The organism is Algoriphagus aquimarinus, assembly GCF_007997215.1.
Lineage (GTDB): Bacteria > Bacteroidota > Bacteroidia > Cytophagales > Cyclobacteriaceae > Algoriphagus > Algoriphagus aquimarinus_A.
The window spans coordinates 102,590-117,806 of record NZ_VORW01000008.1; the positions used below are offsets into that span (position 1 = coordinate 102,590).

7 protein-coding genes are annotated in these 15,217 nt (G+C 40.4%); 3 read left to right on the forward strand and 4 right to left on the reverse strand.

What is annotated here, in order from left to right; translation table 11 throughout:
- The first annotated feature begins 59 nt into the window (after positions 1-59).
- Positions 60-3,269 (forward strand): UvrD-helicase domain-containing protein, encoded by a 3,210-nt coding sequence (locus tag ESV85_RS13170; protein ID WP_146918324.1) that lies wholly within the window; start codon positions 60-62, stop codon positions 3,267-3,269.
- Positions 3,262-6,126, forward strand: a complete 2,865-nt coding sequence (locus ESV85_RS13175; RefSeq protein WP_146918326.1) for a PD-(D/E)XK nuclease family protein — start codon at positions 3,262-3,264, stop codon at positions 6,124-6,126. Before ESV85_RS13170 ends, ESV85_RS13175 begins: the two co-directional genes overlap by 8 nt.
- Positions 6,127-6,199: 73 nt before the next feature.
- On the opposite strand, the gene ESV85_RS13180 is transcribed toward ESV85_RS13175, so the two are convergent.
- The 4 genes from ESV85_RS13180 to ESV85_RS13195 form a co-directional block, all read right to left on the reverse strand.
- The gene (locus ESV85_RS13180; protein WP_146918328.1) at positions 6,200-6,823 is read right to left on the reverse strand and encodes a hypothetical protein; all 624 of its coding nucleotides are present in this window, start codon (positions 6,821-6,823) and stop codon (positions 6,200-6,202) included.
- Positions 6,824-6,830: 7 nt separating this feature from the next.
- On the reverse strand, positions 6,831-8,087 hold the full coding sequence (locus tag ESV85_RS13185) for an LVIVD repeat-containing protein (protein WP_146918329.1): 1,257 nt from the start codon (positions 8,085-8,087) through the stop codon (positions 6,831-6,833).
- A gap of 1,907 nt (positions 8,088-9,994) precedes the next feature.
- A complete protein-coding gene (locus ESV85_RS13190; RefSeq protein ID WP_146918331.1) occupies positions 9,995-10,573 on the reverse strand; it encodes a GrpB family protein in 579 nt (192 codons plus the stop codon).
- Positions 10,574-10,606: 33 nt separating this feature from the next.
- Entirely contained in the window at positions 10,607-12,385 is a 1,779-nt protein-coding gene (locus tag ESV85_RS13195; protein ID WP_146918333.1) for an arylsulfatase, read from the reverse strand.
- A 404-nt stretch (positions 12,386-12,789) separates the two neighbouring features.
- On the opposite strand from ESV85_RS13195, the gene ESV85_RS13200 reads away from it, so the two are divergent.
- Positions 12,790-15,207: an ABC transporter permease gene (locus ESV85_RS13200; RefSeq protein WP_146918335.1), complete on the forward strand. Its 2,418-nt coding sequence runs from the start codon at positions 12,790-12,792 to the stop codon at positions 15,205-15,207.
- The last annotated feature ends 10 nt before the right edge of the window (positions 15,208-15,217 follow it).

Sequence of the window (15,217 nt, forward strand, 5' to 3'; positions counted from 1 at the left end):
ATTTTCAATTGCCTTTAAACTGACTCCCTTCCTTATCTTAGTTCCATTACTTTTTACCTATGGATCAGAAACCTTTTATTATTTACAAATCCTCGGCAGGCTCGGGGAAGACCTACACGCTGACGCTGGAGTACCTCAAACTTGCACTGCAAAGTCCAAATGCGTTCAAGCAGATTCTCGCAGTGACCTTTACCAATAAGGCTACTCAGGAGATGAAGGAGCGGATTGTGGAGGAGTTGAAAAGGCTTCGGAATGATGTTAATCCTGATGAAAAGATGGATGGGGAATTGATGAGGTCGCTCGGTGTTGATGAAGCAGGTCTAAAAATATTGGCTCAGCAGACGCTCACTGCGATTCTTCATGATTACGGAAGGTTCTCCGTCAGTACGATTGATAGTTTCTTTCAAAAGGTAGTGAGGGCTTTTGCTCGTGAAATAGACCTAAATGCCAAATTTGATGTGGAATTGGATCAATTGGCAGTGCTGGAACGTGTAGTAGACCGAGTAGTGATGCTCGTGATGGAGGATGAATTTCTGCACAAGTGGCTGGTGGATTATGCTTATGAACAAATCCAAAATGGAAAATCCTGGGACATAAGACGTAATATTCGCGGTCTTGGTCAACAGATTTTTCAAGAAGATTTTAAGAAATACTCTCCTGAAATCAAGGAGTTTTTGAAGGATAAAGAAAATATCACGTTGCTCCAGTCTTTTGTCCGAGAGCGAAAAAGTGAAATTGTCAAAATCTCCAAAGAGTTAAATGCCGAAGCCAACACTATCCGAACTAGGAATGGGTTGGAATGGTCTGATTTTAATCGTGGGTTTATTAAAATACTTGATAAACTGGGAGACAGAAATGATCCACTTCCAATACTTACTCCAGCGACAACAGACAAAATAGATAACCCTGAAAGCTGGCATACTAAGTCGAGCAAGCAGATCGACGCGATATTGTCAGCTTACGATCAAGGCTTAAACCAGATTTTACATCAGATTCTGGCATTGACTGGCAAGTGGAATACGCTTCAAGCCATTGCTAAAAACAGTTATGTCTACGGGGTTTTCAGGAATCTTCTGGACGAACTCACCCTAATCAAAGACGAGGAAAACATACTCCTAATCTCCGATGCCAACGAATTTCTAAAGGAAATCACCAAGGGAAATGATACGCCTTTCATCTATGAAAAAGTCGGTAACCAATACAAAAACTACCTGATTGATGAGTTTCAGGATACTTCAGGTTTTCAATGGGATAGTTTCAAACCATTGCTAGAAAACTCGCTAGGGCAAGGTCAAACCAATTTGCTCGTAGGGGATGTGAAGCAGTCCATCTATCGCTGGCGTGGTGGGGAGATGAAGTTGTTGCTTTCGCAGGTGGAGGATGAGATCGGGAAGGAAAGCATACAATTGGAGAATTTGGATACGAATTTCCGTAGCCTTCCTAATATTATCAGTTTCAACAACGCGGTTTTTAAAGCTTTACCGCAGGCCATGGAGCAGGTTTTAAGCTCAAGCTATGGCGTGGAAGATCCACAGATTCTTTCCCAAGCTTATTCAGATTCTTTTCAGAAAATTTCTCCGAAAAAGGAGAAGTCCACATTCAAGGGAAAGGTCAAACTAGAATTCATTGATCCGAAAGATGAAGAAGAGGAAGGTAATTTCGATGAGCTAGTCTTGTCAAAATTGCCTGAGCTGGTTATGGAGTTGCAGGATCACGGGTATGAGCTGGAGGATATCGCTTTTCTCGTTAGAAGAAAGTCGGAGGGCGAGGCGATAGCGGATTGTATGATGAGCTATGCTGCAGAGCATCCAGACACGGACTATAGCTTCGATGTGCTTTCGGATGAGTCCATGTATCTAAATAAGGCGGCTTCGGTGAAAGCGCTTGTTTCTGGCTTCAATTACCTGCACAATCCAGCTGACAAAGTTCAGTATAAGACCATGTGGTATTATTTGGCGGTGCTAATGGATGCACCTGTTGAACACGAACTTTTTGCATTGGATAAAATGCCAGCCTTTCTGGAAGAGCAGGTTAAGCAATTCAAAGAAAAGGAGATTTTAATGCTTCAATTGCCTCTGATGGAAGCTTTGGAGGAGTTGATCAAAGTGCTTGGATTGATGGAATTGGGCTTGGAAAAGGCTTATATCTCAGGATTCAAAGAAGCTGTTTATGACTTCACTGCTAATAATCGCGCAGATCTGAGTGGCTTTCTGGAATGGTGGGAAATCAATCAGACTAAGCGAACCGTTAAAATTCCAGAAGGTCATAATGCCATGCGGATATTGACGATTCACAAGTCGAAAGGTCTGCAGTTTAAAGTGGTAGTGATGCCGTTTCTAAAGTGGACCATCTTCGATACAAATAAAGGAAATGTGGTTTGGTCGCCATTTGAAGACCGAGAGAAAGGGCTTTCTGCTATTATTCCGTTGACATTAAGCGGGGATTTGGCGAATTCGGACTTCAGTGCAACTTATGCTGAGGAAGCTACGATGGCATATCTAGACAGTTTGAATATGTTGTATGTGGCACTTACAAGGGCTGAGGATGTCTTTGTTGGATTTATTCCTTACAAGGAGAAAATCGGATCGCAGAATTCCATGGAGATCCAGCTTCAGCAATTGGTTCAGTCGCATACTGATCCAGAGTCTAACTTGAGTTTGATTTCTCATTATGACTCAGAGTCAAAAGTGTTTGAGTTTGGCGATTGGCCTGAAAGTCAGGTAAAAACACTTAACCCGAAGAAGTCACCAGAACTTCGCTGGGCATATAAAAATTGGGCTGAAGTACTCACTCTCAAGAAATATGCGGTTGATTTTTCGATGGAAGGAATGGAGCAGCGGAAGAAGCAGAAGTTTGGCTTAATCGTGCATGAGATCTTGGAATTGTCTGCCGACAAAGCTTCTGCGCTACAGAATTTGCAGTCATTTTATTTTGAAGGAAGACTGAATGAAGAAGAAAAGCTGCTAGTGGAGCGACAATTGGAGCATCTATTTACAGATTCGCTTTTTGCCTCATGGTTTGGCACCAAAGGCATTTTATTGGCTGAGCAGGGAATTCTTCTTCCTGGTGGAAAGCAAAAACGGCCTGATCGAATTATCCTAAATGAAAATGAAGCATTGATCGTAGATTTTAAAACTGGTGAGGCTCAAAGTCGCTACGCCAATCAAGTGAGAGAGTACATGTCATTGGTCGCTACACTATCTCAGAAGCCAACCAAAGGCTATTTATGTTATTTAGAAATGGGAGTAATCGAGGAAGTCTATGCATAGTTTTTTAAGAAATACAGCAAAAGAGATCCTCGAAAGCGGGGTAGATCTACAAAAGCTTACCGTGGTTTTACCCAATAGACGAGCTGGGCTGTTTTTTACTCAACACCTAGGGAGTTTGATCAGCGAACCGACTTGGATGCCCGAGGTAAAAACTATCGAAGAGATATTCTATGATTTGGCAGGAAACCGTCCTGCGGATGATTTGACCTTGATATTTGAATTGTATCGAGTCTATCAGGATCTCAATCCTGAAGCAGAAACATTTGATCGCTTTTATTTCTGGGGAGAAATGATTCTGAAAGATTTCAATGACGTGGATCAGTTTATGGCGAATGCGGATAAACTCTACCATCATTTGTCTGAAATCAAGGAATTAGAATCGGACTTGAGTTTTCTGAATGAAAGTCAAGTAGCGCTAATTAGGCAATTCTGGTCGTCGTTTGTGCGCCAAGACAGAGATCATCAGGAAAAGTTCTTGAAGTTCTGGCAATTGCTAAGTCCGCTTTATACCAGTTTTCAGGCTTCACTTGCCGTATCTGGCTTGGCTTATTCTGGAATGCTGTATAGAAAAGTTGCAGAATCTCTGGATAGTATTCCTCGTCCTGAGAAAGTGCATCATTTCATTGGATTTAATGCCTTCACAGGGACTGAGGAGGCTTTGATCAAACACTACATCACTGAATTTGGGGCAAAAATCTATTGGGATATCGATGCGTATTATATAGAAAATAAAGTCCAAGAGGCTGGTTTGTTTTTCCGTGACTATCAGAAAGACAAAATCTTTGGTCCAACTTTTCCGGAAAATATTCCTACTCAGATTGATGATCGAAAGGCAAGCATCAAGACCTATGCAACACCTTTGAAGACCAATCAGGCGAATTTGGTAGGTTCGATTTTGGAGAAAATCCCAGCTGGGGAAGCTTGGGAGGAGACCGTAGTGATTTTGCCAGATGAGCAGATGCTCTTTCCTGTATTGCACACTTTGCCTGAGCAAGTGGATAAGGTGAACGTGACCATGGGATATCCTGTGAAAAATGCGCCTGTTTATTCCTTCTTGGAAGCTGTGCTGGAAATGCAGCGATACATCAAAGAAGAAGAGGGGAAGCTGTTGTTCTATCACACGGCTGTCAAAAATCTGTTGAGTTCAATCTATCTTAAAAGTGTCAATCCAGGCTTTGCAGAAGAGTTGATGGCAGAAATGCAGCTTTTGAACCAGATTCATGTTTCGGTAGAAAAGCTTCATAAGGGTGGTGGGCTATATCAGTTGATCTTCCAGAAGTTGGAGAACGATTCTCTTTTTTCTTATCTGGCTAAGCTGATGGAAGCTTTGGCTGAGCGATTGAAAGATGAGCCTCTGCAGCGTTCTTATTTGTATCAATGCTTCAAGCAGCTGACAAGATTAAGGGAGATTTTTGTGGGTCAGGATATTCTTACCATCAATCGGGAGTTTTTTATACGGCTTTTTCGCCAAATTTTCCGGGAAGTTAAATTGCCTTTTGAGGGAGAACCACTTCAAGGTTTGCAAATCATGGGGGTTCTGGAATCCCGAAATCTAGACTTCAAGCGAGTGATCATTTGCAATATGAATGAGGATAGTTTTCCGCCTTCCGCAGGTCTGAATTCCATGATTCCATTCAATATTCGCAAAGCCTTTGGTTTGCCGGTTCAGGAGCAGAATGACTCGATTTATGCCTATACCTTTTATAGACTTTTGCATAGTGCCGAGGAAGTTCATATGATTTATACTACGGCTTCTGATCAGGGAAAAGCTGGAGAAAAGAGTCGATACATGCAGCAAATGGGAGTGGAGCTTGGAAGAGAGATCGAAGATGAAGTGGTTTTTATTCCAATTGATCAGAAATCTCCAGAAGCGATAACCATCCAAAAGGATGCGGAAGTTTTGGGTTTGCTGGATAAGTATCTGATCGATGAGAATGGACAATCAAAGACTTCCTTTTCACCTTCAGCACTGAGTGTATTCTTGGATTGTAGACTGAAATTCTACCTTCAGTATCTGGCAAATATTCAGGAAAAGCAGGAGGTAAGTGAGGAAATAGATGCGGCGGTTTTTGGGAATCTTGCTCACTTGAGCATGGAGATTCTGTATCAGGATTTTGCGAAGCGAAAGAATAGAACTTTGCTGGAAAAGTCAGATTTCGAGGAACTGAATAAGAACTGGGTGTTTCCGGCTATTGAAAAAGCGATACGTCAGTTTTATCATTTGGAAGGAGAAGCCGATACAAAGCTTAATGGGCAAATGGCTATCGCGCGTGATGTGCTTCAAAAATACTTGCATCAGATTTTGAAAATCGATGAGGCTTCGGCTCCATTCAAGTTGATTTCTTTGGAAAAAGAGAGAAGATATACTGCTGGCTTGAAAATTGAAACTGCTTCCGGTGCTCAGACAGTGTCACTAAAAGGAATAATTGACCGGGTGGATGAGCATAATGGCTCGGTGAGGTTGATCGATTACAAATCAGGTCAGGACAATAAGACCTTTCCTGATGTGGAATCACTGTTTGATCGTGAGCATAAGTCTAGGAATAAAGCCGCGATGCAAACCATGTTTTATGGCTTGATCTATCAGGCGACAGTTCCTGAAAATACCATGCCGTTGAAGCCTGCAATATTTAACCTTCGGGAGATGTTTGGTGATGATTTTAATCCATACTTACAGCTCAAACTGCCAAGAAAAGAGGGCGTTGAGGTCAATGATTACAGGCAGTTTGAAGAGGAATATAAGATAGGTTTGAAGTCACTTTTGGAGGATATCTACAATCCTGAAATTCCTTTTGACCAAACGGATGATTTGAAGAAATGTGGGTATTGTCCTTACAAGGAGATTTGTGGGAGGTAATAGTTTTCGCAATAAACTACGCTTAAGTTCTTCTCGAATTAGAAGTCAATAAATTGGCGTGGGAGAAAGAGAGTTAAAAAATTAGGCCTGCACGGAATACAAAGCTTCGAAACAGAAAGTTGTTTTCAGTCAGAGAGTTATATCCAGGAGGAAGTTTGTCATTCGCAATGACTTGAGAGCCGGGCTGTATTCGCGTTCCCCAGTAGTGTGAGATTTGTTGTCTTTTGTAGGCGAAACTGAATGAAAGAGCAGTTTTATCTTTTTTCGAAGGAAAGCTAATCCCTGCCGAGGGGCTAATTAAAGACCCGCCTTCGTACCAGCTTTTACTCCATTCATCGCTTACTTTTTTCTCTAGAATTGTAGATCCGCCTCCGATATCTAATCCTCCAAAAATCTTTGGTTTTCCATCTTTTCCAAGAAATCCTCTCCATCCCAAAGTGATGGGGATGACGGAGATTTCATCGTATTGATCAATACCTAAAGAAAATCCCACGACATTGTTTTTGGTAATATGAGCTCCATGAAAAGTCATAAAACTGACATCAATTCGCCTTTGACGATTTCCGTCCCATTTCTCTTCGCTATTTCCCACCAAAAATCCGATTTCGGTCTGTCCAAAATATAGTTTTTCCTGAGCCACACATGTGACAGAGAAAAGTAGAAATCCAAGAATTAAGAGTTTGGCTTTTCGAAACATCTACCTATCAATAAAATTTGGTAGGATTGGTTACCTGGATACAGCTGAGTTTTTTCAGTTTGGCAGGGTTGCTATAATCAAATTGGCAAACGCCGTCCGGGCCAATAACGATGAGTGATTTTGGACCGGGAATTAAATCAACAGACTTTTCACTGGTCAAAAATTCGAGTTGGTTTTGATCAATATTCATCACATCAGAGACGTTGAAACTTTTGAGTCCATGAATACCTTCGGTGATATAAAGGAAGTCTCCAGCGAGACCCAACCCGTGAGGATTGAGCATGGGATATGATTTTTTGAGCGTTGGATGATATAAATCTTTGATATCGATGACCTGAAGCTGATTAGCTCCATTCCAGCAAGAAGTACCATTCCTTAGGGTCACAAAGGCATAGTCAGAATTTACCACCACAGGGTCGCAAGCTTGGACATGTTCATACACAGCCATACGGGTAGGAGAACTCGGTGTACTTGCATCGTAAATATGCATTCCAACATTGGATCCTATAAAAAGCTTGTCCTCAAAAGGGAAAATGGTTTCTATTCCCCAGCCTAGGTCAATGGGTTTGACGAAGGTAGGATCAGACGGATTCTCGACATCAAAAACTCGCATGGTAGACTCGTCCACAGCATACAAGTGAAGGTTTGCAAGTGTAAATCTGGCCATAGAACCACCTGTCCCGTAACTTTTGGCGGCAGCTGAATAATTTGAAGAAAAGCTCATGCTTGAATTCATAAGCCATCCACCCCCATCCTCAATTCCCCAATTAGGACTTTCGGTGGTGATTACGGTATCCCGGAATGTAATAATCTCTCCAGTGGCGTGGGTGTACATATGTGTAAAGACATCTTCCACTCGTTTGACTAGCTTAATGTCGTTGATATTGCTGAGGTCAAATGCCAGTAGGTCGACATAATTATCTGCGTAAAGTATTTTGCCATTTACCGCCATATCCACGTTTCCGGCTATGGGAATGAAACTTAAGTTGATGGGTTTGGCAGGATTGGAATTGTTTAGGATATGTATCCCTTTGGTGGGTTCGTTGATGAAAAGATAATCTTCATAAATGTAGATTTTACCAGGATTGTCCAAGGGTTGGGCAGGCTCAGTGGTAATGATTCTAGCCCTGACGTCACTCATTTCCAGATAAATAGGCATCATGGTGTGATAGGTGTAGGAACTATTGACCTCATCAACACAAGAAGAAAATATCAACACCGACAGCAAGAAAAGTAGGGAGGAAGCCGAGTAGAGGGGTTTCATATATTTCGAGTTTAAAGATATAAATGTATATATTCTTCAGACGAAGCCGAACTATGATACGCTACAGATTAAGTTATAAAAATTTAATTTGGAAATAGGTTTATGTTAAAAACACCTTCTGACTAGTCTAGGATACATAGAATTAAATTAAATAGGCATGGCAAGGTCCAAGCCAAGAGAATTTAAAAGCTATGCGAGCTATGCTGCTATGTGGTTAATTGTTTCTACCACATAGCAGCATAGGAAAAACATAGAAACGCCCTCAGTTCAACGCAGATCAATTCTCATTTTAAAACTTTATGCTCTTTGTTTCTTTATGGTGAAAAATGTGCTTACCACAAAAGGCATAAAGAGAACAAAGTAAATGTCATCTTACCATATCAATGCTATGAAAATCTATGATTCTATGTGGCGAAAAAAAACGCATAGAACAACATAGAAATGTGCTCAGTTCAACGCAGATCAATTCTCATTTTGAGCTTTATGCTCTTTGTTTCTTTATGGTGAAAAATGTGCTTACCACAAAAGGGACAAAGAGAACAAAGAAAATGAAGTTCCTATTGAAAGGTCATCTTACCATTTCCATGCTATGAAAATCTATGATTCTATGTGGTGAAAAATAATGACCATATAGCAGCATAGAAAAACATAGAAATGTCCTCAGTTCAACGCAGATCAATTCTCATTTTGAGCTTTATGCTCTTTGTTTCTTTATGGTGAAAAATGTGCTTACCACAAAAGGGACAAAGAGAACAAAGAAAATGAAGTTCCTATTGAAAGGTCATCTTACCATTTCCATGCTATGAAAATCTATGATTCTATGTGGTGAAAAATAATGACCATATAGCAGCATAGAAAAACATAGAAATGTCCTCAGTTCAACGCAGATCAATTCTCATTTTGAGCTTTATGCTCTTTGTTTCTTTATGGTGAAAAATGTGCTTACCACAAAAGGGACAAAGAGAACAAAGAAAATGAAGTTCCTATTGAAAGGTCATCTTACCATTTCCATGCTATGAAAATCTATGATTCTATGTGGTGAAAAATAATGACCACATAGAATCATAGGAAAACATAGAAATGTCCTCAGTTCAACGCAAATCAATTCTCCTTTCAAAACTTTATGCTCTTTGTTTCTTTATGGTGAAAAATGTGCTTACCACAAAAGTCACAAAGAGAACACAAGAAATGAAGTTCCTATTGAAGCGTCATCTTACCATATCAATGCTATAAAAATCTATGATTCTATGTGGCGAAAAAAAACGCATAGAAAAACATAGAAATGCCCTCAGCTCAACGCAGATTAATTCTCATTTCAAAACTTTATGCTCTTTGTTTCTTTATGGTGAAAAATGTGCTTACCACAAAAGGGACAAAGAGAACAAAGGAAATGACGTTCCTATTGAAGCGTCATCTTACCATTTCAATGCTATGAGAATCTATGATTCTATGTGGCGAAAAAAAACGCATAGAAAAACATAGAAATGCCCTCAGCTCAACGCAGATCAATTCTCCTTTCAAAACTTTATGCTCTTAGTTTCTTTATGGTAAAAAAGATATTTACCACAACAGGCATAAAGAAAACAAAGGAAATGAAGTTCCTATTGAAGCGTCATCTTACCATATCAATGCTATGAAAATCTATGATTCTATGTGGTGAAAAATAATGACCACATAGAATCATAGGAAAACATAGAAATGTCCTCAGTTCAACGCAAATCAATTCTCCTTTCAAAACTTTATGCTCTTTGTTTCTTTATGGTAAAAAATGTGTTTACCACAAAAGGCATAAAGAAAACAAAGGAAATGAAGTTCCTATTGAAGCGTCATCTTACCATTTCAATGCTATGAAAATTCTACACCGTGGTCTGTGTCCACACAGACCACTTATAAGAAACCTAAACCAATTATTCTTGGTTTTTAATCAATTCCAAAGTCTCTTTTATAAAATCATTTTTTCCTAAAACATAGGCACCGCGGTCATTTCTGAACTTTGATGCTAACTCAAGTTTTAGCTCTTCATATGCTTTTGCTCTGTCTTCATTTTCATTCAAGTAGTCTCTGAACAGGAGTTGCTCCCACATGACATTGTCTTTTGGACACATGTGAATGTGATAAATCTGCTCCTTCTTCCCATCGAATCTATAGCCCTTTCCAAAGGACATGTAAGCAGGAATATGATCTCTTTTTGGCACCTTGAAGTAAGAGTAACCAAGTGTTTCAAATTTTGCAATCAGGTCTTCATCAAAAAGTAATTCTGTAGGAATCTCTATAAGCATATCTATGTAAGGCTTCGACTTGATATTTGGGATGGATGAACTCCCAAAGTGCTCAACTCTAAGTATTGCATCAGAACCTACCGATGATAGAATAGCTTCTTTTTCCTTTTCAAAAACTGATTTCCAGTTGGGATTATGATCTACCATCTCAATTGGGAAAAGGCTATTCCAGTCTTCTTTTGTTAACTCGTAAAGTGTTTTGGCCATTGCTTACTAGGGATTATTTATTTGAGTTTTTACTTAGTTCATTTTCTCTAAAACAAGCAGCCGAACCTCTATAAATTCCGAGCCTTTTATTTCTGAAGCCTTCATGGTTATAGGATGATGTCCTTTGTCCAATTGAATGATACCTATTTCCAATGGTTTGTAATCTTTCTCATAGGATTCATCACGCGGTGAACGATCAAATTCGATAGCCAAGAAATCAGAGTCATGCGCTTCATTGATTCCAGTGCTAATTTCATTTTCCCCTTGTTTCAATACTAAGGTAGAACCTACAGCCGAAGCTTTGCTAGTGTAATAGACAGTCGCCTTGTACTTGCCCGAGGTCAGAATATCCGTATCCCAAGTGACGCTATCCTGAGTGGATGTCCAGTTGGTGAAAAAAGAGGAGTTTGGATGTATGCTGGATCGCTCAATGCCTCCATGTGGAATACCATCTCTAGCTGGAAGTAAAGTGAATTTACTTCCTTCATAGCCTACCGGGAATATTTCTTCACGGTCACGGTCGAGTTCTGATAGCACATTATTGATCCATTCATTTTTTGCTTTGGTCAATTCAGAAAGAATAGCTTCCGAAGGTTGTGCAATAGGCTGACGCTGTCCTGGATCTGAGTTTAGGTCAAATAGCTGGTTGTCGCTGTCAAGGATGTATTGTTGATTTCGGACGCTGACCTTTCCATTCCAATGACTATAAACATATCGATCATTCCAAGTTGGGTTTGACTCAGTTAATAGAGGCTTCAGGCTAATACCGTCAACTGGTTTGTCAAATGCTGTGGTAATACCCGCCAAATCCATCAGGGAAGGTAAAATATCAATTGCACTGGCAATCTGGGAGATGATTTGAGGTTTCAATTGGTCCTTCCAATACATGATAAAAGGAGAACGAACGCCGCCTTCATCTGTGCTTCCTTTGATACCTTTCAGCCCGTCATTCCATCTCCATCCATTCGGACCATTGTCTGACATGTAGATTACTATCGTGTTTTCCAGGAGTTTTAGACTGTCCAATTTGTCCACCACTCTTCCGACATTCCAGTCTATATTTTCACACAAAGCATAGGCAGCTCGCGTCTTGTCTATCTTTTCCTTACTGCCGTTTCGATGTGTGGAATCGATGGAAGCATCCTTGTATTTGTCCCACCAGATATCGGGTACCTGCATTGGACTATGTGGGGTATTGTAAGCCAGATAAACGAAGAAGGGTTTATCCGTGTTTTTTTCTATATAGTCCAGCGCATTATTGGTTAAATCGTCAATAATAAATCCATCACCTTTTACCACTTCTCCATTTCTCTCCAGCATTGGACTGAAATAATTGCCCCAATGTCCTGATGCGAAGCCATAGAATTCATCAAATCCTCTGTTGTTGGGATGATAAGGAGGCTGGGAGCCATTGTGCCACTTTCCAAAGGCAGCAGTATTGTATCCATTTGATTGGAAGATTTCGGCAATTGTTTTTTCATCAAGATCCAGTCGTTCGCCACCTCGTGAGGTAGAATATACTCCGCCACGCGGATGATACCTGCCTGTCAAAATCTCCGCTCGGGTAGGAGAGCAAACTGGATCCACATAAAACCTGCTGAATTGAACGCCTTTCATTGCCAATTGATCAATGTTGGGAGTATTCACTTGGGAATTCCCATTGATTCCTAGATCTCCCCATCCTTGGTCATCAGTCAGGATGAGGACAATGTTTGGCTTGCTTATTTCTTTCGATTCTGGATTACAGGATTGAAGAAATAGTATTCCTATTCCTACGATCAGATAAAAAATGCTTTTCGGGTTTTGCGTCATGGTTACAGCGATGGCTAAAAGGTCGGTGGTAAGTTACTTATTGACAATTTATTAAAAATCAAGTTACCACCGTGTTTCTGCTGTCGAAGTAGTGGGACTTGAATGAAGTGGAGTTATTAGTATTAGAGATAGTTGTCTTTTGCTCTTAGGCAGTACCAAACCAATTCGCTTTTTACTATTAAAAAATAGAGCTTACTGAGTACAACATTAGTACACTTCGCCCACTATCGGACAAAAACGTCCGATAGGGTTTTCTAAAATAGGTTCCAACGTGGTTAATTAAGTCTTTTAAGGGCTTTTTGAATGGCATGGAAGTGGAAAGCATTGCCAGATATCATAAAGCACAAGAAGCTCAGTTCAACAGAAAACCTTATAACTTTTCAAGCTTTTAACATTTCTACCTTATGCTAAAAAACTACTTCAAAATCGCCTGGAGAAACATCCTTAGGAATAAGATGCGTTCGTTTATTCACATTTTGGGTCTTTCTATAGGTGTGGCGATATGCTTTTTGATATTCAATGTGGTGTCGCATTCCTATAGTTTTGACCGCTTTCATGCAGATAAGGAGAGAATTTACCGTATAAATACCCTGACGGATTGGGGAGATGGTGGAAGTTTTCCTAATTCTGGAACTCCAGGGCCATTAGGAGAGGTGATTCAGGATGAGATCTCAGGAATCGAAGGAAAAGGCAGGCTCTATACTATGTATGAGACCTTGGTGGCTTTGCCAAATACTAACAAGGTGTTTGGTAGGTCTAATGAGGTCACTTTTGCTGATCCTGGTTTCTTTAAAATATTCCCTAGAAAATGGCTTGCCGGAAATCCGGAAACAGCCTTGATTCAACCGGAATCTGTAGTGATCTCAGAAGCAAGTTTGCATAAATATTTCCCTGGCTCGGAAGCTTCAGATGTCTTAGGGCAGGAATTGATGTTCGTAGATTCGGATTCTATCTATGCAAAAGTCACTGGAGTCATCGCTGGATATACAGATAACACAGACTTTATTTTTCAGGATTTTATATCCTACAGCACCATCAGAACGCAAGAGCAAATAGAATGGTATGGTCTACATGATTGGACTTCTGTGAATTCAAGTAGTCAGCTTTTTGTCAAGCTCGCTCAGGGAGTATCACCTGAAACTGTGGATGAAGCATTCAAGCCTTTGATTGCAAAAAATATGGAGGCTGAAGAAAATGGTGAGTATAATACCAGCTTTTTCGCCGAGCCACTTACAGCGATGCATTTTGGACAAACCTATGGTAGTAACAGTGTTTCCAAAACATTCCTCAAAGGATTAGTTTTTATTGGCTTGATAATCCTGGTGCTTGCGACTTTGAATTTTGTGAATCTTGAAACTGCTCAAGCTATAAGCAGATCCAAGGAAGTTGGTATTAGAAAGACGATTGGAGGAACTCGGTTTCAATTGGTCTCCCAGTTTCTAGCGGAGACATTCATGATCATTTTGATTAGCACAATTCTGGCCTTAGGACTAGTAGAAGGGCTAAAAATATTATTTATTACTTACTTACCGAAGGATTTTAAGATAGAATATTTCTCGCTTTTCAACTTACTGTTTTATACAGCTTTCCCACTTTTATTGACTTTGATAACGGGGATTTATCCAGCCCTGATTCTATCTAATTACGATCCTCAGCGTGCTTTGAAAGGTGAAATGATCAGAAGTGGAAAGTTCTCTGTGGGAGTATTTCTGAGAAAGAACCTCACCATCATTCAATTGTCATCTTCTATCGCTTTTATTATCCTGGTGTTGGTACTGAACTATCAGCTGAAATATGTGTCGAGTCAGCCGCTGGGTTTTGAAAAAGAAGCGGTGATGTATGCCCGACTGCCATTCATGTCCGATCAGGATAAAATGCTCCAGCTTCAGGACCGCTTTAATCAGGAAGCAATAGTGAAGAGTGCAAGTCTGAGCGGTAGTCTGGTGTCGTCCACAAGTTTATGGACTTCGGATGTCAAGATTCCTGTGGACACCACAGAGAAGGAGATGTACATACAAGTGATGAATGTGGATTCAGCCTTTGTAAGTGTTAATGGTATTCCTCTACTGGCAGGTTCAGACGGTATAGACAGAGCCGATGAGATATTGGTTAATGAGCAATTTGTGAAGGAAGCTGGTTTTGCTTCGATAGAAGAAGCGGTTGGGATAGAGGTTACTTATAGCCAAGAGCAGGTGAGAATTATAGGTGTGGTTGCAGATTTTCACTCAAGAACGCTCCGTGAGGAAATTCGCCCATTGCTATTCACCTATAATCCAGCCTATTTTCAATCGGTGAATGTGAAGCTTAATTCCGATCAAAATTTGGCCGTAGCAAAGGAGCGATTGGAGCAGATTTATTTGGAGGTTTATCCTTATGAAACAGCCTCTTTTAATTTTCTGGATACTCAAATAGATAGGTTCTATCAGGAAGATGTGAAAATTAAAAACGTGCTGGGTTTTGCCTGTGGCTTGGCGATTTTGATTTCCTGTTTGGGATTGTTTGGACTTTCCAGTTTCACCATTGCTCAGCGCACCAAAGAGATAAGCATTCGAAAAGTCTTGGGAGCCACTTTACAGCAGATTCTTTTCTTGATCTCTAGAGAGTACATGATCTTGGTGGGAGTTTCATTCCTCATCGCAATATTTCCAGCATACTACTTCCTCAATGACTGGTTAAATGGCTTCAAAACCCGAGTGGAAATGCCTTATTTAATATTTGCTGCAGCCGGTTTGGGAGTGATGGCAATTTGCTTGCTGATCGTCGGTATTCATTCTTATGTGGCTTCGCAAACAAATCCGGCTAAGGTGCTGAAGAGCGAGTAGAATAAATTGC